The 23,164-nt window shown below is 52.2% G+C and carries 21 protein-coding genes; 10 read left to right on the top strand and 11 right to left on the bottom strand.

The window, feature by feature from the left end:
- The first annotated feature begins 47 nt into the window (after window positions 1-47).
- The 8 genes from AC58P5_RS15905 to mtnB all read left to right on the top strand — a co-directional run bounded on the left by AC58P5_RS15905 (window position 48) and on the right by mtnB (window position 9,275).
- The gene (locus tag AC58P5_RS15905; protein WP_497388096.1) at window positions 48-1,331 is read left to right on the top strand and encodes a right-handed parallel beta-helix repeat-containing protein; all 1,284 of its coding nucleotides are present in this window, start codon (window positions 48-50) and stop codon (window positions 1,329-1,331) included.
- Window positions 1,332-1,444: 113 nt separating this feature from the next.
- Window positions 1,445-2,701 (top strand): pyridoxal phosphate-dependent aminotransferase, encoded by a 1,257-nt coding sequence (locus tag AC58P5_RS15900; protein WP_497388094.1) that lies wholly within the window; start codon window positions 1,445-1,447, stop codon window positions 2,699-2,701.
- A 496-nt stretch (window positions 2,702-3,197) separates the two neighbouring features.
- Window positions 3,198-4,322 carry a glutamate 5-kinase gene (gene proB, locus AC58P5_RS15895; protein ID WP_497388092.1) on the top strand — a complete coding sequence of 375 codons (1,125 nt, stop codon included), beginning with the start codon at window positions 3,198-3,200 and terminating at the stop codon, window positions 4,320-4,322.
- A gap of 138 nt (window positions 4,323-4,460) precedes the next feature.
- Window positions 4,461-5,711, top strand: coding sequence for a glutamate-5-semialdehyde dehydrogenase (locus AC58P5_RS15890; protein WP_497388090.1), 1,251 nt, complete (start codon window positions 4,461-4,463; stop codon window positions 5,709-5,711).
- Window positions 5,712-5,773: 62 nt separating this feature from the next.
- A complete protein-coding gene (gene proC / locus AC58P5_RS15885; RefSeq protein WP_497388088.1) occupies window positions 5,774-6,628 on the top strand; it encodes a pyrroline-5-carboxylate reductase in 855 nt (284 codons plus the stop codon).
- 42 nt (window positions 6,629-6,670) lie between these two features.
- The gene (locus AC58P5_RS15880; protein ID WP_497388086.1) at window positions 6,671-7,975 is read left to right on the top strand and encodes a 2,3-diketo-5-methylthiopentyl-1-phosphate enolase; all 1,305 of its coding nucleotides are present in this window, start codon (window positions 6,671-6,673) and stop codon (window positions 7,973-7,975) included.
- A complete protein-coding gene (locus AC58P5_RS15875; protein ID WP_497388084.1) occupies window positions 7,972-8,640 on the top strand; it encodes a 2-hydroxy-3-keto-5-methylthiopentenyl-1-phosphate phosphatase in 669 nt (222 codons plus the stop codon). The genes AC58P5_RS15880 and AC58P5_RS15875 overlap by 4 nt, the downstream gene beginning before the upstream one ends.
- Complete coding sequence (gene mtnB, locus AC58P5_RS15870; RefSeq protein ID WP_497388082.1) at window positions 8,637-9,275, top strand: methylthioribulose 1-phosphate dehydratase; 639 nt, start codon at window positions 8,637-8,639, stop codon at window positions 9,273-9,275. The genes AC58P5_RS15875 and mtnB overlap by 4 nt, the downstream gene beginning before the upstream one ends.
- A gap of 190 nt (window positions 9,276-9,465) precedes the next feature.
- Here the strand turns inward: mtnB and AC58P5_RS15865 are convergent, their stop codons facing one another.
- The 11 genes from AC58P5_RS15865 to AC58P5_RS15815 form a co-directional block, all read right to left on the bottom strand.
- Entirely contained in the window at window positions 9,466-10,155 is a 690-nt protein-coding gene (locus tag AC58P5_RS15865) for a DnaD domain-containing protein (protein WP_497388080.1), read from the bottom strand.
- A gap of 72 nt (window positions 10,156-10,227) precedes the next feature.
- Window positions 10,228-11,523: an asparagine--tRNA ligase gene (gene asnS / locus AC58P5_RS15860; protein ID WP_497388078.1), complete on the bottom strand. Its 1,296-nt coding sequence runs from the start codon at window positions 11,521-11,523 to the stop codon at window positions 10,228-10,230.
- Window positions 11,524-11,622: 99 nt separating this feature from the next.
- On the bottom strand, window positions 11,623-12,840 hold the full coding sequence (locus AC58P5_RS15855) for an acetate/propionate family kinase (RefSeq protein ID WP_497388076.1): 1,218 nt from the start codon (window positions 12,838-12,840) through the stop codon (window positions 11,623-11,625).
- Window positions 12,837-13,709, bottom strand: a complete 873-nt coding sequence (locus AC58P5_RS15850; RefSeq protein WP_497388074.1) for a 3-hydroxyacyl-CoA dehydrogenase family protein — start codon at window positions 13,707-13,709, stop codon at window positions 12,837-12,839. Before AC58P5_RS15850 ends, AC58P5_RS15855 begins: the two co-directional genes overlap by 4 nt.
- Window positions 13,710-14,033: 324 nt before the next feature.
- Window positions 14,034-14,690 carry an ABC transporter ATP-binding protein gene (locus tag AC58P5_RS15845; protein WP_497388072.1) on the bottom strand — a complete coding sequence of 219 codons (657 nt, stop codon included), beginning with the start codon at window positions 14,688-14,690 and terminating at the stop codon, window positions 14,034-14,036.
- Entirely contained in the window at window positions 14,690-15,970 is a 1,281-nt protein-coding gene (locus AC58P5_RS15840; RefSeq protein WP_497388070.1) for an ABC transporter permease, read from the bottom strand. Before AC58P5_RS15840 ends, AC58P5_RS15845 begins: the two co-directional genes overlap by 1 nt.
- The gene (locus AC58P5_RS15835) at window positions 15,967-16,956 is read right to left on the bottom strand and encodes an FtsX-like permease family protein (RefSeq protein ID WP_497388068.1); all 990 of its coding nucleotides are present in this window, start codon (window positions 16,954-16,956) and stop codon (window positions 15,967-15,969) included. Before AC58P5_RS15835 ends, AC58P5_RS15840 begins: the two co-directional genes overlap by 4 nt.
- A gap of 224 nt (window positions 16,957-17,180) precedes the next feature.
- Window positions 17,181-18,701, bottom strand: coding sequence for an AAA family ATPase (locus AC58P5_RS15830; RefSeq protein WP_497388066.1), 1,521 nt, complete (start codon window positions 18,699-18,701; stop codon window positions 17,181-17,183).
- Window positions 18,698-19,231, bottom strand: a complete 534-nt coding sequence (locus tag AC58P5_RS15825) for a hypothetical protein (RefSeq protein WP_497388064.1) — start codon at window positions 19,229-19,231, stop codon at window positions 18,698-18,700. Before AC58P5_RS15825 ends, AC58P5_RS15830 begins: the two co-directional genes overlap by 4 nt.
- Window positions 19,232-19,362: 131 nt before the next feature.
- Window positions 19,363-19,866, bottom strand: a complete 504-nt coding sequence (locus tag AC58P5_RS15820; RefSeq protein ID WP_497388062.1) for a cell wall elongation regulator TseB-like domain-containing protein — start codon at window positions 19,864-19,866, stop codon at window positions 19,363-19,365.
- A gap of 28 nt (window positions 19,867-19,894) precedes the next feature.
- Window positions 19,895-21,193 carry an amidohydrolase gene (locus AC58P5_RS15815; protein WP_497388060.1) on the bottom strand — a complete coding sequence of 433 codons (1,299 nt, stop codon included), beginning with the start codon at window positions 21,191-21,193 and terminating at the stop codon, window positions 19,895-19,897.
- A gap of 240 nt (window positions 21,194-21,433) precedes the next feature.
- On the opposite strand from AC58P5_RS15815, the gene AC58P5_RS15810 reads away from it, so the two are divergent.
- Both AC58P5_RS15810 and AC58P5_RS15805 read left to right on the top strand, forming a co-directional pair.
- Window positions 21,434-22,063, top strand: a complete 630-nt coding sequence (locus tag AC58P5_RS15810; RefSeq protein WP_009675522.1) for a DUF47 domain-containing protein — start codon at window positions 21,434-21,436, stop codon at window positions 22,061-22,063.
- Between the two features lie 23 nt (window positions 22,064-22,086).
- Complete coding sequence (locus tag AC58P5_RS15805; RefSeq protein WP_497388058.1) at window positions 22,087-23,100, top strand: inorganic phosphate transporter; 1,014 nt, start codon at window positions 22,087-22,089, stop codon at window positions 23,098-23,100.
- The last annotated feature ends 64 nt before the right edge of the window (window positions 23,101-23,164 follow it).

Genomic DNA, 23,164 nt, shown 5'->3' with positions numbered 1-23,164 from the left:
TCAAGGTTAACCATCATCCAATTAAGTACCGATAAGGAGAGATACCTATGAATTCGTCCCGACCTCTCAGCAGAAGAAAGCTGCTCGCCGCGCTTGGCGCGGCGGGAGCCGTTATGGCTGCCGGATCGCTTCCGACCGCGGTCAAAGCGCGAGGAGCGGAAACTCTCATCCATAACGTAAAAGAATATGGCGCCCTCGGGCAGGGCTCCTATGGCGACACAGACTCTACCGGCATTCAGAGCGCCGTTCACGCGGCCGCCCAGACCGGCGGCATCGTCTACATACCTGCGGGCCGGTATATCCTGACCAAGCCGGTTCAGCTGAAAAGCGGCGTCCGAATTATGGGAGCGGGCATGAGTCAGACGATCGTGACAGCCGCCGCCGGCTGCGCCTTCACCTCCCTGCCGCCCGCATCGGATATCGAAATCGGCGGCCTTTCCTTCCACGGCGGCAGTGCGCCCGGAGCTGTCGCTTCGCCTGTCGAAGATAGCATCATCTCTCTGCTTCAAGCGAGCCATGTCAGCATCACGGACTGCCGCTTTTTCACCTTGTCCAGTCCGGTCTTGCTCCGAAACTGCCACGCGTGCCGGGTCGATCACTGCGATTTCGAGCTTATTCTGGGGAATATACCGGGTAAACCACATTACGGCACCGGTATTTACTGCAGCGGAGGCGAAGGCCACACCTTTTTCCGCAACACATTCAAGAGCGTAACGAACACGGCCGTGTATCTGGACGGAGGTTGTTCCCGGTCGGTGATCCAGTCTAATGACGTCACTTACATCGACCAGTACGCCTTCCTCGTCCAATCCGATCAGGCAGCCGAACCTGCCGTCCGGAATGATATTATTTACAACCGGATCACCAATCTGGATGCCGCTAAATCGGGAATAACCGGCATTGTGCTGAAACGCAATGTCTCCGGCTGTACCGTTTCCCACAATGAGATCACCGGTCTCGACGGTGACGGCATCCGGTTAGAAGGCGATCAGGAGTCCGGTAAGCTCCAGCCTGCGGACCATACCCTACAGGGCAATGTGCTGAAAGGAATCAAAGGAAACGGAGTCGTTCTCAGCAACGCGGTCCGTGCATCGGTTCACGGCGGAACGTTCCGCAATCTGGGCGCAAGCGGCATCCACATCGAATCTCGGGGCGAAACGGGTTCTCGCGAAAACGCGGCGAGCGGAAATCTGTTCAGCGGCTGCAAAACAGCCGGCATCCGCATTTCCGGCAAGAAAAGCACGGGCAGCCTGCTCTTCGGCAACGGAGGAAGCGGCAACGGGCAGAACGTTCAGGACGAAGGAACCGGCACTGTAAAAGACGGCTTTTAAACAGACAATTCCGAGTGGTATACATCCCTTTGAAATCATGATAAAGTAGGGGTAAATTTAGGATCTTCTCGGGTCTATCCCTAACGGATCAGCAAGATGGAGGCAGTAAAACCATGAACGACAACCTACAAACCGGCCGGCCCGCACAGCCGGATCATAGCCTGTCCCCTTTAACGAACGCGCCTGTAAGGCCTTTGCAAATCGAAGCGGCGAGCCGTATGGCAAGCCTGCCTTCGCAGTTTTTCGCGGGACTCGTCAAAAAAGCGAATGCCCAAATCGCTCAAGGGCACGATGTCATCAATCTGGGTCAAGGAAATCCGGATCGTCCTACCCCTTCCCATATCGTAAAATCTCTCCAGGAATCCGCGGAAAACCCGCTGTATCACAAATACCCGCCATTCAGCGGGTACGGATTCCTGAAAGAAGCGGTTGCCGCACGTTACCGGGAAGATTACGGCGTCACGCTGGACCCGGAGACGGAAGTGGCGATTCTCTTTGGCGGCAAGACCGGCCTCGTCGAAATCAGCCAGTGCCTGCTGAATCCGGGAGACGTCTGCCTCGTGCCGGACCCGGGCTATCCCGATTACTGGTCGGGCGTGGCGCTTGCCGGTGCCGAAATGGCGTTCATGCCTTTGCGCGAAGACAACGCCTTCCTGCCGGATTACGGCTCGTTGTCCGAGAACGACGTACGCCGGGCCAAGCTTATGTTCATCAACTACCCGAACAATCCGACCGCTTCTACGGCTTCCGAAGCCTTCTACGACGAAACGATCGCTTTCGCCGCGAAGAACGGGATTGTCGTGGCCAGCGATTTCGCGTACGGCGCGATCGGATTCGACGGCAGCAGACCCGTCAGCTTCCTCGAACGGCCGGGCGCCAAGGAAGTCGGCGTAGAATTTTACACGCTCTCCAAAACCTATAACATGGCCGGGTGGAGGGTCGGGTTCGCGCTGGGCAACCCGGACATTATCCGCATCATCAATCTGATGCAGGATCATATGTATGTCTCGCTGTTCGGCGGGATCCAAGCCGCTGCAGCCACCGCTTTGACGGCTCCGCAGGACTGCGTGCACGAGCTGAGGGCCGTCTACGAAAGCCGCCGCAATGCGCTGTTCGGCGCTCTGGGCGAAATCGGCTGGGAGGCCAAGCCTTCGCAGGGGTCCTTCTTCGCCTGGCTTCCCATGCCCCGCAAATACAGTTCGGCGGAATTTGCCGATCTGCTGCTGAACGAAGCCAAAGTCGTCGTGGCTCCCGGCATCGGGTTCGGCACCCACGGAGAAGGTTACGTCCGCCTCGGACTATTGACGGGCGAGGAACGCCTCCGGGAAGCCGTCCGGCGCATCGGCAAGCTTCATCTGTTCGACAAGTAATCCGCCGAAGCGGGTCGGGTTCTCCTTGCGGAGAGCCCTTCTTTACAAGCGGCGGCACGCGTGCTATCCTAGTAAGAAAACATCGAACGTAGTGATGGGAATAGTAAGGATAAACCCGCTTCGCTTCAGAGAAAAAGCTCCCCGGCTGAAAGAGCTTTGCAGCAGTTTTCCCGAACCCGCCCCTGAACGGTCAGCGACGAGCTGAACAGTGCCCTGCTGTTATCAGGACAGAGATGGATGTGCATCTCGATTGGACCTTGTTTTTGTATGGCCCCTGTTTTCTAACGGTGCCGGCAGGTCCGTTCAGACGGCGCATCAACCGAAGGTGGTACCGCGGAAGCCCAGGCTTTCGTCCTTACGAGGACGAGAGCCTTTTTTGCATTCTTCCGTTCTAAGATCCCTTCGGGCTTCGTTCTTTGAAGAAGTTAGAAGTCAGGCTGAACCCAATCGTAAAATAGACGGTCCGAACAGACCGTTTCCTAAGGAAGTGAAAGATATGCAGCAGCGAATCGTTGTGAAAATAGGAAGCAGCTCGCTTACCTCGGATGCCGGAGGATTAAACCCGGCTCCTATCGCCTATTTTGCCGCCGAGCTTGCCCGGCTTCAACAAAACGGCCACGAAGTCGTACTCGTCACTTCGGGTGCCGTAGCGGCGGGCTTCTCTTTCCTCGGCTACAAGTCGAGACCGAAGCTGCTTCACGAAAAACAAGCGGCCGCTTCCGTCGGTCAGGCGCTGCTTATGCGCGCTTATCAGGAAGCTTTTCACCAATACGGCATCGGCGCCGCCCAGATCCTGCTGACCCGTGACGATTTCACGAGCCGCAAGCGGGTCTCCAACGCGACCGCAACGATGGAAGAGCTGCTTCGCCGCGGCTTTATCCCGATTATTAACGAGAACGACACCGTATCGGTCGACGAGATCAAATTCGGAGATAACGACACGCTGTCGGCTCTGGTCGCCAATCTGCTCAAAGCGGGCCAACTGATCATCATCACAGATACGGACGGCTTGTATACGGACGATCCCCGCAAAAACAAAGACGCGCGCCGGATCGAACGTGTCGATGAAATCAGCGACGAGCTGTACCGGATTGCCGGCGGGTCCGGCAGCTCCGTAGGCACCGGGGGCATGCGCTCCAAAATCGAAGCGGCCCGCATCGCCATGCGCGGGGGAATTCCCGTCTTCGTCGGACGCGCCACGGAGCTCGGGGACCTGCGGCAGGCCGCGGAAGGGAACGGACGGGGGACCTATTTCTCCGCCGCCGACCATACGCTGTCCATCAAAAAGCAGTGGGTCGGGTTTCATTCCATTCCCCAGGGAAAAGTAATCGTCGACCGCGGCGCGGAGAAAGCTCTTCTCTCAGGGGGCAAAAGCCTGCTGCCTGCCGGCGTGACTGCCGTCGAAGGCGATTTTCATCCCGGCGATGTGATCGAGGTGTGCGGCGAAGACGGCTGCGTGATCGGGCGCGGCGTCGCCAATTACGTAGCCTGGCAGCTTCAGGCCGTGATGGGGCTGGGCACCGGGGAAATCCAGCGCAGAGTCGAGGTTCCCCGCATCGAGGTCATTCATCGGGATGAGTGGGTTACCCTTCAGGCTTACCGTGCCTCGCAAAACACATGACACCTGCGGTGACCCCATACCTTTTTCGAAGCTGCCGCTTAATTGGGAAAAATCCCGGAACGCCGGGCTTCCGGGTCCGGCTTCCGTTGTTTTTATTAAAAATGAAATCTAATTCCATTAGCCAAGGAGTGAGCTTGCATGAGTGAAGTCAGACAAAAAGCAACCGTCGCGAAAGAAGCCTCAACCCGTCTCGGCAACTTAACCACCGGTCAGAAGAATACCGCGCTCTTGAGAATGGCGGAGGCCCTGGTCGCCGAAAAGGACTCCATTATCGCAGCCAACGCCGAGGATTTACAACGGGGCGCCGATACCGGCCTGAGCACTTCCTTGCTGGACCGGCTGGCCCTCACGCCCGAGCGGATCGGAAGCATGGCCGAGGGACTCCGTGAGATCGTTGAGCTTCCCGATCCGGTCGGCGATCAGCTCGAATCGTTTGCCGCCCGGCCGAACGGCCTGCGTGTCGAGAAAATCCGGGTGCCCCTCGGTGTAATCGGCATTATTTACGAAGCCCGGCCGAATGTAACCGTCGACGCCGCGGGACTTTGCCTGAAAACGGGAAATGCGGTCGTTTTGCGCGGTGGCTCTTCAGCGCTGCGCTCTAATGAACGGATCGTAGAAGTGCTGCAAGCCGCGCTGGCAGGCACCGACGTTCCTCCGGGCGCCCTGCAGCTTATTTCCGATCCCGACCGGGCCTCGGTTGATGAAATGCTGAAGCTGAACGGACTGCTTGACGTGCTCATTCCCCGAGGCGGAGCCTCCCTCATTCAAAACGTAGTCAAAAATGCGACTGTACCCGTTATCGAAACCGGAGCCGGGATCTGCCACACGTTCGTCGACGAAACGGCAAAGCCCGAGATGGCCGAGAAGATTGCCATCAACGCCAAAGTGCAGCGCCCCTCCGTCTGCAATTCGATGGAAACGCTGCTCGTTCACCGCAGCCACGCCGAGAAGCATCTGTCCGACTTGACGGGCAAGCTGTCCGCTCTGGGTGTCGAGCTGTACGGATGCCCGCGGTCCCGCGAGCTGGCCCCGCAGATTAAAACGGCGGGGGACGAGGCCTGGGATACCGAATACAACGACTATGTCCTGAATGTGAAGGTCGTTGATTCCCTGGACGAAGCTCTCGCTCATATCCGCCGCCACGGCACCATGCACTCTGAATGTATCGTGACCGAGAATGAAGCTCACGCTTCCCGCTTTCTGCAAGAAGTGGATGCGGCGGCCGTTTATCATAACGCCTCCACCCGCTTCACGGACGGGTTTGAATTCGGCTTCGGCGCGGAAATCGGCATCAGCACGCAGAAGCTTCATGCGAGAGGTCCGATGGGACTTCCCGCTTTGACTTCCACCAAATATAGAATTTATGGCGACGGCCAAATCCGGGAATAATTCCTTGAATAAAGAGATCCGTTCCGCGAGGAACGGTCTCCACTAACAGGAGAGTGAGACTTGTGGACAGCATAATTCATACTAAACGCATCGCATTTGTAGGTGCAGGCTCCATGGCCGAGGCTGTTTTACGCGGCCTCATCGAGCGGGGAATCACGGTGCCCGGGCAAGTTTTCGCATCCAACCGGCAAAATGAAGAACGGCTCCAGGAGCTTAGGGAGCGTTACGGAGTCGAAGCGAGCTGTGACCCCCAGACCAAAAGAGAACTCATCTCGTCCGCCGACATCGTCGTGCTCTGCATGAAGCCCAAAGACGTCGAAGCTTCCTTCGACGAGCTTAAACCGCTGCTGAACGGCAACCAGCTGCTCGTGTCCGTCATCGCCGGGCTGACGATCCGCAAAATCGAAATTTTGCTGGATACCCATATGCCGGTCGTACGGACCATGCCTAACACTTCGTCGACCATCGGCCTTGGCGCAACCGGAATGAGCTTCTCGGAAAGCGTGTCCGAGGAGCAGCAGGAGCTCGTGACGAAAATGTTCGAAGCCGTCGGAATGGTGACGGTCGTTCCCGAAGATTATCTCGAAATCGTAACCGGACTTTCCGGAAGCGGTCCCGCTTATGTATACTACTTTATGGAGGCCTTAATTCAGGCGGGCATTGCGGGTGGACTCGAAGAGAACGAAGCGCGCCGGCTCACTATGCAGACACTGCTCGGAGCCGTTCACATGGTGGAGCGTACGGGAGAAGAACCTGCGGAGCTCAGACGCAAAGTGACTTCCCCGGGCGGTTCGACCTTGGCCGCTCTGCAGACGCTGGACCGGTACAAGTTCCCGGAAGCCGTAGCCGCCGCTGTTTTCAGCTCCGCAAAACGCGCAAAGGAAATGGGCACTGAGATTGCTCCCCATATCCGTTAAGGCGTTCTGCCTCCTATTCTTTTCTTAAGCAGGTGATATGTTGTGAGTTCCTACTGTTTGGCGACTTACCGCTGTTATGACGATACAGCCGATTTTAACAAAAAAGCACAGGGAATCGCGGTCGGTCTGACCGTCGGAAGCTGGACCGAGCTGCCGGAAGCCCGTAAAGCCCAGATGCAGCAGCATCTGGGACATGTGATCTCCGTCGCTGTCCACGAAGCCGGGGAAGCTTCGCCCGAATCCCGGCGTTACGCGGATATTCGGATCGCTTATCCCGATGTGAATTTCAGCCGGGACCTTCCTGCCCTGCTTGTCACCGTTTTCGGCAAGCTGTCTATGGACGGGAAAATCAAATTGACCGACCTGTCCTTCTCGGAGTCGTTTCTTTCGGCTTTTGCCGGTCCCAAGTTCGGTCTTCAAGGCGTAAGGGAGCTGCTGGGCGTACACGACCGGCCGCTTCTGATGAGCATTTTCAAATCCGTCATCGGCCAGGATCTAGAGGGGCTCGGCGAGCAGTTCTACGCGCAGGCGGCAGGCGGCGTCGATCTCATTAAAGACGACGAGATCTTGTTCGAGAACCCGCTTACCCCTATCGAGAAAAGGGTAGCCGTCTGCCTGGAAGCGGCACGCCGCGCAAGCGAAGTGACGGGGCAAAAATTGCTCTATGCGACGAATCTGACCGGCCCGACGTCCAAGCTGGCCGATCAGGCGAAGAAAGCGATCGATGCCGGAGCTAACGCGCTTCTGTTCAATGTGCTCGCTTACGGATTCGATACGCTGTGCGAGCTTAGCGCCGACCCGGACATCTCCGTGCCGATTATGGCGCATCCCGCTATGGCCGGTGCGTTCTATCCCTCCGCGGAGTACGGCATTTCCGCCTCTCTGCTGCTCGGCAAGCTGATGCGGGTAGCCGGGGCCGATCTCGTCCTGTTCCCTTCTCCGTACGGCTCCGTCGTGATGCCGCGTGAAGAGAATCTGGCGATCAAGCAGGTCTTGCTTACGGAGAACCTGGAACAGGACTATGTATATCGCCATTCCGGAACGGAAAGCCCTGCAGGTCATCCGTCCCCTGCCGCAAACGAAAGCATAGCGCTTAAAACAAGCTTCCCTGTCCCTTCGGCCGGAATTCATCCCGGACTTGTCCCTCTCATCCTTCGTGATTTCGGCACGGATGTCGTGGTTAATGCCGGCGGAGGGATTCATGGCCATCCCATGGGCGCCATTGCCGGCGGTCAAGCTTTCCGGCAGGCGATTCAGGCGACGCTGGAGCAGACGACGCTGCAGGAAGCCGCTCGGCAGCATCCGGAACTGAAAGCCGCAATCGAAGCCTGGGGGGTTAAATCTTGAGTACCCGACAAAAGATCGTGTTCTGTGATTTCGACGGCACGATTACCGTAAGCGACAACATCGTTGCGATTATGAAACATTTCGACCCGCCCGGCTGGGAAGCGATCGTTAAGCGTCTTGTGGAAGAAAGAGCGGTCTCCGTCAGGCAGGCGGTCGGTGAAATGTTCCGTCTTCTGCCTTCTTCCCGCCAAAATGAAGTGATCGAATATGCCATCTCGAATGCCGTCATCCGTGAGGGCTTCGCCGATTTCGTCGCGTTCTGCAAACAAAACGGAATCAAGCTGCTCGTTACAAGCGGCGGCATCGACTTTTTCGTCTATCCGCTGCTGGAATCCTTCGATATTCCCCGTGACCATATTTACTGCAACGGGAGCTCGTTCGAAGGCGAAACCATCAAAATTTTGTGGCCGCACGCCTGTGACGAGCATTGTGGAGCGGACTGCGGAATGTGCAAAACGTCTATTATCCGTTCGTATCCCGCAGACGACTATGAACGTATTCTTATCGGGGACAGCGTAACCGATTTTCAGGGAGCGAAGCTGGTGGAGAACGTCTATGCCCGGTCCCACCTTATCGAGCTTTGCGAGGAATTGAAGCTGCCTTACGTACCTTTCGAAACGTTCCACGACATTATCCGCGACCTGGAGGCGAAGATACAAGCATGAGCGAATTAACCTTGGAGCAAAAACAGCACGCCTATGACGAGCTGCGCGAGATCAAAGCAAACCTTGCGGCCCGCGGCTGGTTTCCGGCTACCAGCGGAAATCTCTCTGTCCGCGTCGGAGAATTCAGCCCGGACGAATTCACGTTTGCCGTGACATCCAGCGGGAAGGACAAGTCTCTCCAATCGCCGGAAGACTTCCTTCTCGTGAATGAAAAAGGAATGCCGGTCGAAGCGACTCGTTTGAAGCCTTCCGCCGAGACCCTGATCCACTGTGAAATTTACCGATACACGGGAGCGGGCGCCATTTTACATGTGCATACCATGTTTAACAACCTGGCCTCCGAGCTGTACGGCGAGGAAGGTTTTATCCCGGTAGAGGGAATTGAAATTATCAAGGCGCTCAACATTTGGGAAGAGGATGCCAAAATCCGCATTCCCGTCCTGCCGAATTACGCCGACATTCCGAAAATCGCCGAGTTGGTGCAGGGCGCCATTGTTCCGCGCATTCCGGGGATCGTGCTGCGAAAGCACGGCATTTACGCCTGGGGCGCCAGCGTGGCCGAAGCCAAACGCCATCTGGAGGCGTTCGAATTTATGTTCGAATACGTATACCGCTGGCACCTTCTGAAGAAATAAGCTGTCTTTTCTGGCGGACAGGCGTTTTCTCCGGATTGGCCGAACGTACCTGCTGCTTCTTTTTACTAGTGGGATAAAAATAACATACTTCCCAAACACGCAAAAACCCCCGAAGGAATCTCTTGAGAGAATTCCAATCGGGGGTTTCTTGTTAGCGGGCGGGCTGCTCTGTAAGAACGGGCTGTACGGACTAGCGGTTGCCTCTGAATTTTTGTGTAAATTCTTTCGCCTGCTCCACTGTCGTAATCCGATTCCGGCTCCATTCCAGCAAAATGCGGTCCACATAGCGGAAATGAACTTTGCCCGCGAAAACGGCTTCTTTGAGAGCGGCCAGCACAAGCTCTTCCTTGTAGCCATCCCGGTCCAACCAGCTCGTTATCGTTTCAAGCTCCATCGGAGTCAACGGCCGGGCAAATTCCGCTTCGAAGATCGAATAGACATCCTTTTCCCGTCCAGGCTGTACTTCCGTCTTCTGAGCCTCCGCCTGCCTGGCCGCTTTTTGAAGGAGATCCTCCGCATAGCAGCTCGCGATTTTTTCGTACATCGGTCTTAAATTGTACCGCTCGTACTGGATATCCGACACGCTGTCGATCTCCTGCTCAATCCGGAGCACACCGCTGTTCACAAGCTTTTGAATCGCTTCGATCACTTGATCCTGCGGGGTTGTCATCCGGTCTTGAATCTCATCGTGCGTCGGGAAATCTTTCTTTTCATTCTCCTGGAAAGCCAGAATATGAATAAGCAGCATGACTTCAAGTTCGGACAGCTTCATCCGGTGATAATACCTCAAAAGCAGATGCGGAACGGCCACGGTTCCTGCTGTCATTCCTGCAAGGAGAGCCCGCTCTACCCGCTTGCGATCGTTATCGTTCGGTTTCAAATCCATCCTCCTCTTTCTTGCTCGGCCGGTGTGACCGGCCACCCCGTACGTAAAGGTTGCGCTCTTTCCGTTTTACGGGTACAGACGATAAAGCAGACGCGGGAACGGAATCGTCTCACGCACGTGCTCCAGACCGCAGATCCAGGCGACCGTGCGCTCCAGACCGAGTCCGAATCCCGAGTGCGGAACCGTACCGTATTTGCGCAGATCCATATACCACTGGTACGCTTCGGAGGACAATTCATGTTCCTTGAAACGCTCTTCCATCAGCACCGGATCGTCGATCCGCTGGCTTCCCCCGATAATCTCGCCATACCCTTCCGGCGCAATCATATCGGCGCAGAGCACGACTTCCGGACGGTTCGGGTCCGGCTTCATGTAGAAGGCCTTAATTCCCGTCGGATAATGGGTAATGAAGACCGGCTTCTCGTATTTCTCGGCGATAGCCGTCTCATGAGGAGCACCGAAGTCTTCTCCCCAAGGGAATTCATGTCCCGTGTCCTGGAGGAACTGAACCGCTTCATCGTACGTGATGCGAGGGAACGGAGCCTGGATTTTCTCCAGCTTGGAAATATCGCGGCCCAGCGTTTCAAGCTCGCTGCGGCAGTTTTTCAGAACGGTTTGGACCACATGGGAAACAAACTGCTCCTGCACGCGAAGGCTCTCTTCGTGATCGACAAAAGCCATTTCCGGCTCGATCATCCAGAACTCGATGAGGTGGCGGCGCGTTTTGGACTTCTCCGCACGGAAGGTCGGCCCGAAGGAATACACTTTTCCCAGCGCCATAGCGGCGGCTTCCATGTAAAGCTGACCGCTTTGTGTCAAATAAGCGTCTTCATCGAAATATTTCGTATGAAATAAATTCGTCGTCCCCTCGCAGGAGGATGGCGTCAAAATCGGCGGGTCGACAAGCTGAAAGCCCTTGTCATCGAAAAACTGCTGAATCGCGCGGATAATCTCCGCACGGATAACGAGAATGGCGCGCTGGCGCGGAGCACGCAGCCACAGGTGGCGGTGGTCCATCAGGAAATCGACGCCGTGTTCCTTCGGCGTAATCGGATAATCCTGGGTGATCTGAATAATTTCCACGCCTTCAACCGTCAGTTCATACCCGCTCTTGCTGCGCGGTTCTTCGCGAACCGAGCCCGTCACATAAAGCGAGCTTTCCTGGGTTAATTTCGAAGCGGCTTCCCAAACGTCTTCGCTCACTTCGCTTTTTACGACAACCGCCTGAATAAAGCCGGTTCCGTCACGCAGCTGCAAAAATTGAATTTTGCCGCTCTTGCGCTTGTTGTGCAGCCAACATCCGATTCTTACGGATTCGCCGACATGGTCCTTGACTTCATGAATCGTACTCACACTGCTCATCTAACGTCTTCCTCCTTGGGTTGACATGGAAAGACGGCTCATTGGCCGTCTTTTCCCATCCACCTATTGTACTATAAACCAGTGGTAAAAAAAATCATTTTACCGCTTCGCTTCATGCAGCTGGTTCACCAGTTCGAACGTATCCCGCGCGATCATCCACTCTTCGTTCGTCGGAATGACGAGCACCTCTACCTTCGAAGTGTCCGTCGAGATACGCTTCTCGATTCCCCACCCGTTAATGTTGCGCTGGGAGTCGAGTTCAAGACCGAGATAGGACAATCCTTCGCATACCGCTTTGCGCAGAATAACGGAGTTTTCACCTACGCCGGCGGTAAAAATCAGGACATCGATGCCGTTCATCGCCGCCGCATAAGAGCCGATAAATTTACGCAGCCTGTACGTATACATGTCGAAGGCCAGTTTCGCGTTTTTATCGCCGCTGTCCATCGCTTCCGTAATTTCACGCATATCGCTGCTCAGTCCGGAAATGGCCTGCAGCCCGCTGTGCTTGTTCAGCATGGAGTTCACTTCATTAAGGGACAAGTCCTCTTTGCCCATCGCAAATGTGACGACCGCCGGATCGAGATCCCCGCTCCGCGTTCCCATCATCAAGCCCTCTAGCGGGGTAAGTCCCATGCTCGTATCCACGGATTTTCCGCCCTGGATAGCCGTGCAGCTCGCACCGTTCCCGATATGTGCCGACACGATTTTAAGCTCTTCCAGCGGACGGTCCAGGAACCGGGCGGCACGCTCGCTCACATATTGATGAGAGGTGCCGTGGAAGCCGTAGCGCCGGACTTTATGTTTGCTGTACCAGATTTTCGGAATCGCATACATATAGGCCTGCGGAGGCATCGTCTGATGGAAAGCTGTATCGAAAACGACGACCTGAGGTACGTCGCCCATATTAGCCTCGACCGCGTTAATCCCCAGCATGTGGGCAGGATTGTGGAGCGGCGCCAGATCGAACAGGCGCTTGATCTCTTTCTTCACTTCTTCCGTGACGACAACCGAGGAAGAAAACGCTTCCCCTCCATGTACGATGCGGTGACCCACCGCATCGATTTCATGTACCGACTTTAAAACTCCGTGCTCTTTATGAACGAGCTTATCCAGCACTTTTTTAATCGCTGTCGTATGCTCGAGAATTTCGCTGACTTCACGGACCTCGGTCTTTCCTTCCGGCTCGTGGGTAAGAATGGCCGAATCCAGCCCGATCCGCTCTACGCGGCCTTTAGCGAGTACAGTCTCATCCTTCATATTGTACAGTTGATATTTTACCGATGAGCTTCCTGCATTAATGACGAGAATATTCACATTCTGTCACCTTCCTTATCGTACCGGAAAAACCCTTCCCCGGTTTTAACGCCTAAATGTCCGGCATGCACCATCTGCTTCAGCAGGAAGGAAGGCCGGTATTTCAATTCGCCGAATTCGCGGAACATCCGGTCCAGTGCGGCCAGCACCGAGTCCAATCCGAACCGGTCCGCCATCTCGAGCGGCCCGTGCCGGAACTCGTAGCCTTTACGCATCGCCAGATCGATATCTTCCGCCGAAGCCACACGCTCCGCAAGCGTATGAACCGCTTCGTTAATGAGCAGGCAGATAAGCCGGGACGTGACAAAGCCGGGCGACTCGTACACCTTGATCGCCGTTTTCTGAATTACATCCTCCACAAAGCGGCGTGTCAGCATGTACGTATCTTCCGAGGTTTTCAAACCGCGGATAATTTCGACAAGGTCGATTTTCGCAACCGGATGAATAAAATGAAGGCCGATCACGCGCTCCGGATGCTTGGTCGATGCGCCCAATTCCGTAAGACTTAGTGTGGATGTATTGGAAGCCAGAATCAGATCCGGGCCGCAAATTTCGTCCAGCTTCCGGAACAAGCTCTTTTTAAGATCCAGATCCTCGGAAATCGTCTCGATCACCATATGGCAGGAAGGAAGCTCTTTCAGATCCGTCGTTTTATGAATGCGAGAAAGAACAAGTTTCTTTTCTGCACCGGTAATAGCCCATTTCTCCAGCTGTTTATCCAAACTCAGCTCGATCATGGTCCAGGAATGTTCCATTCTTTCCTTATCTTTCTCAACCAGGACAACTTCCAGGCCTTTAGCCGCCAACATCTCGGCTATCCCCTGCCCCATCGTTCCTCCACCGATAACACCTATCTTTTTATATTGCATCCCTATTCTCCTCTTCATCCGTTAATCTAGGGGTGTCGATTTTTATCTCTTTTCATGTCCATCATACACCGTTTTCATACCTATTTCATTAGTATACACAAAACTTTCAAAAGCAACTGCGCGATTTCGACAACTTTCGCACATTGTGAAAAAGAGCACAGACAACGACGCTTGATTATATAGTTTCTTACCCGTTTAGGAATAGTGGAAATCTGAAATTATATAGGATAAAACAAACAAAAAACACCTCCGCAAACAAGCAGCGGACGTGTTTTTAGAGTTCAGAATGAACGTATGTTACATGAACAGATAATTGTGAAGCATTTATTCATCACTGATATGAAAGATTCTTTGACACTGCTCGGCGATCGACCGGTCGTGGGTCACCATCACAATCGTTTTTCCCTGCTGATGCAGAGTATGAAACAATGCCATGATAGATGCTTCCGTTTTTTCGTCTAACGAACCCGTGGGCTCATCGGCTAATATTACATCTGCATCGTTAACTATTGCCCGGGCAATTGCCGTTCTTTGACATTGCCCTCCCGAGCACTCGGAAGGATAACGGTTTCTTAGTTCATGAATTCCTACTGACTTTAACACCTGATTGACTTTCTCTGTCATAAACACTTTAGTCAATTTATTGTATTTTAAAGGCAGCATAACATTCTCAAAAACGGTCCGGTCCTGTAGAAGCGCGAAGTGCTGTACGATAAAACCGACATGATTTCGCCTAAAGCGGCTTAGCTCCGCTTCCTTTTTTCCGTTTATTTGCTTCCCATTAAACCAATACTCACCGCTATCCAGGGAAGTTAGCCCTCCCATGACGTTCAACAGCGTAGATTTTCCCGACCCACTTCTACCCATAATCGCAACCATTTCGCCATGTTTAATTTCCAGAGATAAATGGTGAAGCGCACGGACGGCTGCTTCTCCTCTTCCGTATGTTTTGCAGGCGTCTTTGATTAGAATGTCCGGCATCAATCCTTCCTCCTTAGCATCGTGTCTACATTTAAACGTCTTAAATGAAGCAGGGGCTGAATACTGCTAGTCAGCAGCAGCACCAGGCTTAAACCAATCCAAATTGGACTGTAACCGATCTTGTCGCCAAACAAGATAAGTGTAATCAGAAAAGCCAAAAGATGAGCAGCTGCAAAAATAAGAAGGTTTTCCAATAAAACAAACCCCGTAATATGCCGCATGCTTCCACCGCAGAGTAAATGAACGCCGTATTGGCTCCGGTTACGCCTGATCTTGCTGGACATGATCACCGAAAGCGTCAACACTGCGAAACCCGCCATCAGCAAGCCGATCGTCAGCATGTGTCCGATATTTTCTCCCGCGGTAAATTTTAATATTTTCAGTTCCCAAGGTGGAGAATTCCATATGTCAAAGTCGAACATTTGATAGCGTTGTCGCAATTCTTCAAAAAATGCAGCAAAGTTCGCCAATGTGTATCCATTCTCTAACTGAACAGTGCCGCTTAATTTAGTTAAATTACTGGTTTTTTGAAAAGTATAATCTTCTTCCGTTACCGGCGGTTCATTGACCACAACGGATGGCAGCACAATATATCGGTCTAAATAAAGCAGGTCCCCTTGTCCTCTTTCTGGCATAGCAGAGTCTCTTTCCAGAAACCCGATTACTTCCATCGTAAACGCTTTATCATAATGCTTAATTTGAAGGTGATCCCCTACTTTATACACATCTTGATATTCGTAGCCTAAGACAGCCGGAAGAACTCCCTGGTTTAATAAACGAAAATCGGTCTTATCAAAAGGTCTGCCCTGACTAATGCGGAGAGCAAATTCTTTCCATGTCTGTTCGTTAACTGCAACCGCTTTGACAAAAATATAGTTCAGATCATTGGATTGGTGGTAGGCAGGCTCTCTTCCATCTTCATAACCACTAATAAATTTCTCCGAACCTCTAAAATTGGCAATATAAATAGGCTGCATGATGCGTTCCAAAAAAGTAAATTCCTTCTGATGAGTAAGATCGTGATAAAAGCCTTTAAAGTCTTCAAGTACTCCTTCTCTACCAAGAAAGTGTCTTTCATTTTCACCTTTCAACTTATCCGTCAATTCATATCTTGGTTTTTCTTGCAATTGTGCGGTATAATGCTGTTCGCTTTTTTTCATAATAGTCATGTTCGTAAATATGGCATTGAGTACAACAAAAGCAATAGCAAACTGAAATAAAATAAGCACACTAAATAACTTCCAGTTTTTGAGACTCTTTATCGCTTCCGAAAAAATCATTCGTGTACACCCCTAACAGCCCGGTCCGTAGATCGTTTCATCATTAAGGTCAAGGGTATTAAGCAGACTGCGATCCCGATCAAAATCGTACTACCATATTGAACAAGCAAATCTGCTGGGGCGTAAGAAGATTGCGGGAGCACAAAAATGCCCGGAATGCTGCCCCCTGCATAAGATAATACGGAAATAGCCAAATAACGCTTGAAGGAATCCCAGAATATTAATCGAGTCGAAAACCCGCACAATTTTTGAATAGCTATCATCTGTTTCCTTTGTTCTACCCAATAGACAGTGAGAGCCGAAGCACATGTTATAAAACTTAAAACTACAAGAGAATCAATCATTTTAAAAATTGGCTCATTCTGAAAAAAACGTCCAAGTCCTTCTCCGGGTACATCTACCTTTTTGACACCGCCTCCACTTTGTTCCGAAAAGCGCTGAATGTTTTGAAAGGTATCTTCCAGATTCTTATTACCATCCAGAATCCATACCCCCTTAGTGTCTGCCTGGGCATTATCCGTTTGTAAAAAAACCATGCGGTCCAATTTACTGGGCTTTTCCATCCCGGTAATTCCTATGATCTCGTAAGAGAGCTCGTTATACATATAGGGTTCTTTTTCGCCCATTTTCTTACGAATCTCTCTACCCACGACCGCAATATTTTTACCGGGCTTGTTTTCGCTAAAGGAGTGACCTTCGATCATAGGAAAAGGACTAATCGTTCCCTTATATAAAATCTCCTTAATTTCAGGATCGATTTTTTTGTAAAGGATATCTCCCTGCTTTAACGTATTTTGCAAGGAAGTTTTATCTGCGAAGCTTATTCGTTCAAATCTAAAAAATATGGCCTCGTCACCGACATAGTTTCGACTAATTTTTTCAACAAGCTTGTACTTATCCAGATACGAAACGGCCATACTCGTAAAAAAACCAATGCAAACAAAAACAAATACTAACAAAACAGACGATGAATTCATTCTAGGCATCCGATTCTCATCCTTCATTGAAAAATGCGCTTATTTAATCGCTATACAATAAAAACTAATAGGCTCTCTAGTATTTTCCATATTCAAATTACTATAGAGTACTTTAACACTATTAGAAATTATTTTCAATTTTATTAAATACTCCCTTTTGAAAAGAATAAAAAAACCAGCCTGGCTGTAAACAGCCGAGACTGGTTCTCGTTTGTATGCGATTATTCGTAGACTTAAGCCAACACCGGTTCCAGGTGTCTCTTGCTTCCTTCAAGCAAATCACGGAACTGCTGGCCGGAAATGACTTCTTCCTTAAGCAGAATATCCAGCGATTGCTCGAATACGATCCGGTGCTTCGTCAGAAGCTCTTTTGTACGAGCCATCAAATCATCGAGGATGGCATTGTTCACTTCCAGCAGCTTCTGCTGCGGAACCATTTTCAGATCGACGATGCCGAGAGACGTCAGGCCCGAAGAAATCATCGTGCGGACCATATCGATGGACTTCTCGAAATCGTTGCTCGATCCCGTGCTTCGGCCGCCGTAAATAATCTCTTCCGCAGCCGCGCCGGCCAGCGCGATCATAATTTGATCTTCGATTGCTTCCTTGGAGTACAAGTACTGGTCCTGCGGCGGGTTATGGCGCACATAACCGAGCGCTTTGCCGCGGGGCCGCAGGGAAACCTGGGCTACGGAATCCGGACGCACCAGCTCTGCGATAATGGCATGGCCGAGTTCGTGATAGGCAACCCGGATTTTCTCTTCCTGGGTCGCTTCACGGTCCGTCTGTTCGCCCATCATTACTTTATCGATGGCGGAGAGCAGATCTTTCTGCATGACGGCATCCTGCTGGCCGCGCAATGCGTAGATGGCCGCTTCGTTCAGCACGCTCTCAAGCTGCGCTCCGGAAAATCCGAAGGTCTGCTCCGCGATTTTCTCCAGATCCGCCGCTTCGTCCAGTGGCTTATTCTGGGCATGAATCTTAAGAATGGACAGGCGTCCCTTCTTGTCCGGCAACTCGACGTCGATATGACGGTCAAACCGTCCCGGACGGAGTAGAGCCGAGTCGAGCATTTCTTTGCGGTTGGTCGCCGCAATGATGAGAATGCGCGGCGTCGTATCTGTATGAATACCGTCCATTTCGGTCAGGAGCTGGTTCAGCGTCTGATCGTACTCGCGCTGCTGCCCGCCGTCGCGTTTGCCCCCGATCACGTCGATTTCATCGATAAAAATAACGGCGTTTTCTTTATTTTCCTTCTGGGCTTTCGTTCTGGCTTCCTGAAAAAGGGTACGGATCCGCGAAGCCCCTACACCGACATACATCTCCACGAATTCACTGCCGGAAGCGGCAATATAGACGGAATTCGTATGGTGGGCGGCCGCTTTGGCCATCAGCGTTTTCCCCGTTCCCGGAGGACCGGTCAATAGGATGCCTTTCAGAGGGCGGATACCGAGCTTCTTCGTTTCTTCCTGTTTCACGAGAAAATCAAGCGCTTCGACGAGTTCCTTCTTGGCGCGTTCCTGGCCGCCGATCTGATCGAAGCTCAGGTAGGAAGGCTGCCGGGATTTCCCGCGCGTACCGGCTCCCGCGCCGATTCCGATGCCGGAACCACCGCGGCTTTTCATCATGTAAAGAACCGTTGTAATAAGGGCGGCCGTAAATAGCAAAGGGATAATGTTGACTTTAATAAAGGCAAGAAAAATGAAGAGTACCGGAGCAGCGCCAATCGCTATCTCTTTTCCGTATTTGCTCATTTAAACACCCCAACTTTTTCGGCATTCCGGGGCAGCACCACGTATTTGTGCTGATCCCCTTTTTGCAGATGAACGTAAACGTTCTGCTCGTCCATTTCGGTTTTAACGACCAAACTGCTGTCTTTGTCCGTTTTGTGCTTTTCCAGGGCCGTAGGTATATCGGCATAGTGACGGGTTTCCATCGCTTGGGCAACATCGAACAGCGCTTGCGCCCACCATTTATCGAGATCCGGAGATTCTTTTGTATTGACCGACAGTTTCACGTCACGGGAACCGATTGTAGAGGCTCCTTCTTTTGTAATGCGGCCGTACACTTCTCTTAAGCTGGTGTCTGGTTTGAGAGACAGACGGATCGAAACTTCTTTATCATTATATGTGACCTGGGATTGCTCAACCCCCGGTGTTTCTTTCACGATATTGCCTAGCGGTTTTCCGATGGCGTAGGTCTGATAAGCGAACCAGCCGCCAAAAAGAAAAAAAGCGGTGATGACGACACTTAACAGGATGGGCAAGAGACGTATTTTACGCAACTTACGTCCCCCTTTCTATACTATTCGTATTTAGCAAATGCTATACGAGTAGTATATCACAGTCCATAACCCGTGGGCAAAAAAAACGGTGGAGTCTTTGACAAATTAACGAAATAAGCGAAAAGCCCACCCTATTGAAGGCTGAGCTTAAACGTATCTTCTAATGCACCCGTCTTTAAATTATAATAATCGTAGAACGCCCGGTCCTGTTCGTCTTTATAAAAGACTTCCCAGACATACTTCCCCTTGAATTCGCCGGCGTTTACACGCAGAATATCCAGCTTGGGGTTTTTCTTAGCCATAATCCCGCGCACGGCTTCTTCCGTTATGTTCTCGGCCGTCATTTCGGTATGAATCTCATCGATGGCCAGACCGGTCCCGTCCTGCTTGAGCGGCACCCAGACGATCAGCCCGTTGCCGAGCTTGTCCTCCCCGTAAACGACTTCATAGGAACGGGCTCCATGGAAAGCTTCGACCCGGTTAGCCTTGATCATCGTCGTTTTCTCGTAAGCCGCCTGTACAGCCCGGGAATTTGTCTCCCAGTAGTTCGCCTGGACGTTCACGTAAAAACGGTTAATGCCGAACCCCGATGTCAGTACGACAAACAGCCCGATCCAAATGGCTTTTTTAAGCATTCCGTTCTCTCCTTCCTCCTGTTGAAGACTAACTGCTCGTCAAACGGGCGAAGCACGATTCGAATTCCCGTTTAATCTTCTCTTCGTCAAGCGTCAGGCATTCGCGGCCGCGTACGATCCAACTGCCGTCCACGCACACATCTACCACATCATGGGCGGATGCCGAGTAGACGATATGGGAAACATAGTCCGTACGAGGCAGAAAATGAGGCTGGTCGATATCCAGCGCGATAAAATCGGCTTTCATGCCCGGCTGGAGCGTACCGACATCGTCAAGCCAGATGGAGCGTGCGCCCATCGATGTGCCCATGCTTAATGCCGCAGCGGCCGGTACGGCGGTCGGATCGCCGGTTACGCCTTTGTGGATTAGGGCGGCAAGCCGCATTTCCTCGAACATGTCGAGGTTATTGTTGCTCGCGGCACCGTCCGTGCCGAGGGACACGTTTATGCCGGCTTTGAGCAGATCGGGCACTCGGGCAACACCGCTGGCAAGCTTCAGGTTGCTCCCCGGATTATGCGAAACCCCGACGTTGTATTTGGCAAGAACGGCGATCTCTTCGTCCGTCAGGTGAACGCCGTGCGCAACGAGGGTCGGTCTCGTGAAAACACCCAGTTTTTCCAGATGCTCGACAGGCCGTGCGCCATACTGCTCCGCGTTGGCTTCGACTTCTTTTAACGTCTCGGACATATGAGTATGAATAGGCAGGTTCAAATCGTGTGCGGCCTGCACAAAACGTTCAATGTAATCCGGCGGGCATGTGTAAGGAGCGTGCGGAGCCATCATCGTCGTAATCCGGCCGTTCGCGGCACCGTTCCAGTCCTTGGCGAAAGCGACCGCTTCCCGGAGCTTGGCTTCCTGAACGTCGGCCGGACACAGCCCGATGACACCGCGGGTCAAGCGTGCCCGCATACCCGAATCGGATACGGCTTGGGCCACTTCGTTCATATGGTCGTACATGTCGACAAATGTCGTCGTTCCGCCCTTGATCATTTCAAGGATGGCCAGAAGCGTTCCGTAGCGCACGTCCTGCGCCGTGAATTTGCCTTCCATCGGCCACATTTTCTCCTCCAGCCATACCTGGAGGGCCAAATCGTCTCCATAGCCGCGCAGCAAAGTCATAGCCGCATGGCCGTGCGTATTGACGAGACCGGGCATGTAGAGCTTGCGGTCCCCGCGGATGACTTCGTCGTACGTTTCCAGCGGATGCGGCGCATCCTTTCCTATATATGTAAGCTGATTTCCTTCCATGACCATACAGCCTTCAATTACGGGTGCGGCTGCGTCCCCTGTTACGAACAAGCCGTTTATAATAATCGTTTTTTTCATCCGATAGCCCTCATTCCGTATAAAGTGCCGAAATCGGCAGTTATTCTTATCTTTTCAATGTACAACGTCACTTGTTTAAAATCAAGCCGAGCAAACAATTGAAAAAACGCTCAACCAGTGATTGCTTTCTGGGGAAATGTTATGATATTTTTAAGTTTGTGAGTTTAAGCTACAAAATTCTACATACATTAAACTTAACTTCACGGAATCTTTACAATCGAATCACTAGGAGGAACCGTAATGGCATCGCTTTTTAGCAGTAAAAGAGGAGACGTCGATTTTTTAAACCTGCTCATACGGGCGGCAGAAAACACACTCCATGCATCCCAGATGTTCAGAAACGCGATGATGGGAGATAAAATTCCGGAAAACTTTTTCCAGATGATCAAAGACATCGAGAGCAAAGGCGATCAGATCACCCACGAAATCTTTAAAGAGCTGAACAAAGTCTTTATCACTCCGCTCGACCGTGAAGATATTATGGAGCTGGCTTCCAAGCTCGACGACGTACTGGACGGCATTGAAGCGACAGCAGCACGTTTTGACTATCTCAACATCAGCCAGACGGACAAGGTTATGCAGGAATTCTCCGCCGTGATCGTGTCCAGCTGCCAACATATGCTCGATGCCTTCAAGCTTCTTTCCAAAAAGAAGTACATGCAGATCCCACAACATACGGTTGAAATCAATGCGCTTGAAAACGAAGCCGACCGCCTGATGCGCGAAGGCATCCGTGAAATTTTTATCACCAAACGCGATCCTTACGAAGATTTCAAGCTCAAAGAACTATATGAACGTCTCGAACAGACCACCGATGCATGTGAAGACGTTGCCAATATCTTGGAAAGCGTCGTGCTGCGCTACTCGTAAGCCCAGCAGTTTAGGAGGATTTCATGACGACAACAGTTCTTATTACCTTGATTGCAATCGTTTTTCTCGCCCTTGCCTTTGACTTCATTAACGGTTTCCACGATACGGCAAACGCGGTAGCGACTTCGATCTCTACGCGTGCGATGAGCCCGAAAGTGGCCATTATCTCCGCCGCCTGTCTGAACTTCGTCGGTGCCCTGTATTCTTCGGAGGTGGCCAAGACGATCGGCAGCGGGATCGCGGATCCGACCAAGATCAACCACGGTGAATTTATCGTCATCGCGGCTCTGCTGTCCGCCATTATCTGGAACCTGGCTACCTGGTATTATGCCATTCCTTCCTCTTCCTCCCACACCCTGATCGGATCCATTGTCGGAGCCGTGCTGGCCGGAGCGGGAGCCGACTTCGTCAAATGGAGCGGTCTCGGCAAGATCGTGCTGATTCTGGTGCTGTCGCCGATTGTCGCATTTGTGGCCGGGTACATCATCATGACCATCATCAAATACCTGGTCATCCTGACGGGCAACAAATCCCGTTCGAAGCTAAACCGCGTATTTAAGTTCTTCCAGATCCTGTCCGCCTGGCTGCTGTCCTTCTCCCACGGGGGAAATGACGCTCAGAAAGCGATGGGTATTATCGTATTCGGACTCGTCGCTGCCGGAGCCCAGACAACCATGGACGTGCCGTTGTGGGTGAAAATCGCGGCTGCGACCGCAATGGGCCTCGGTACTTCGATCGGAGGATGGAAGATCATCAAGACCATCTCCAAAAACTTGATCAAAATCGAGCCGATCAACGGTTTCGCTTCGGATTTGACGTCCTCCATCGTGATTCAGACTTCCACGCATATGGGGATGCCGCTTTCGACCACTCACGTGATTTCCTCCGCGATCATCGGTTCGGGTTCCGTACTCCGGTTTCATGAGGTGAAATGGGGTACCGTAACGCGCATGATCATCACTTGGATCATTACGATTCCGATCAGCATCATCCTGTCTTATGTGCTGTACACCGTGTTGTTTAAGTTCTTCGTATAAAAATGAACAGTGAGTTCCATAAAAAAACCGCCATACGGCCCTAAAACGGGTCCTTATAGCGGTT

This window comes from Paenibacillus sp. JT31N7 (assembly GCF_059692095.1).
Note: the sequence above shows the minus strand (reverse complement) of the source record. Positions and strands in the feature narration are given on the sequence as shown.

Excerpts from the sequence above, each read along its gene's own strand:
- AC58P5_RS15815 (WP_497388060.1), bottom strand. The coding sequence starts at position 21,193 with ATGAAAAAAACGATTATTATAAACGGCTTGTTCGTAACAGGGGACGCA.
- proB (WP_497388092.1), top strand. The coding sequence starts at position 3,198 with ATGCAGCAGCGAATCGTTGTGAAAATAGGAAGCAGCTCGCTTACCTCG.
- AC58P5_RS15805 (WP_497388058.1), top strand. The coding sequence starts at position 22,087 with ATGACGACAACAGTTCTTATTACCTTGATTGCAATCGTTTTTCTCGCC.
- AC58P5_RS15900 (WP_497388094.1), top strand. The coding sequence starts at position 1,445 with ATGAACGACAACCTACAAACCGGCCGGCCCGCACAGCCGGATCATAGC.
- AC58P5_RS15810 (WP_009675522.1), top strand. The coding sequence starts at position 21,434 with ATGGCATCGCTTTTTAGCAGTAAAAGAGGAGACGTCGATTTTTTAAAC.
- AC58P5_RS15905 (WP_497388096.1), top strand. The coding sequence starts at position 48 with ATGAATTCGTCCCGACCTCTCAGCAGAAGAAAGCTGCTCGCCGCGCTT.
- mtnB (WP_497388082.1), top strand. The coding sequence starts at position 8,637 with ATGAGCGAATTAACCTTGGAGCAAAAACAGCACGCCTATGACGAGCTG.
- AC58P5_RS15820 (WP_497388062.1), bottom strand. The coding sequence starts at position 19,866 with ATGCTTAAAAAAGCCATTTGGATCGGGCTGTTTGTCGTACTGACATCG.
- AC58P5_RS15850 (WP_497388074.1), bottom strand. The coding sequence starts at position 13,709 with ATGCAATATAAAAAGATAGGTGTTATCGGTGGAGGAACGATGGGGCAG.
- asnS (WP_497388078.1), bottom strand. The coding sequence starts at position 11,523 with ATGAGCAGTGTGAGTACGATTCATGAAGTCAAGGACCATGTCGGCGAA.
- AC58P5_RS15830 (WP_497388066.1), bottom strand. The coding sequence starts at position 18,701 with ATGAGCAAATACGGAAAAGAGATAGCGATTGGCGCTGCTCCGGTACTC.
- AC58P5_RS15840 (WP_497388070.1), bottom strand. The coding sequence starts at position 15,970 with ATGATTTTTTCGGAAGCGATAAAGAGTCTCAAAAACTGGAAGTTATTT.
- AC58P5_RS15835 (WP_497388068.1), bottom strand. The coding sequence starts at position 16,956 with ATGCCTAGAATGAATTCATCGTCTGTTTTGTTAGTATTTGTTTTTGTT.
- AC58P5_RS15845 (WP_497388072.1), bottom strand. The coding sequence starts at position 14,690 with ATGCCGGACATTCTAATCAAAGACGCCTGCAAAACATACGGAAGAGGA.
- AC58P5_RS15890 (WP_497388090.1), top strand. The coding sequence starts at position 4,461 with ATGAGTGAAGTCAGACAAAAAGCAACCGTCGCGAAAGAAGCCTCAACC.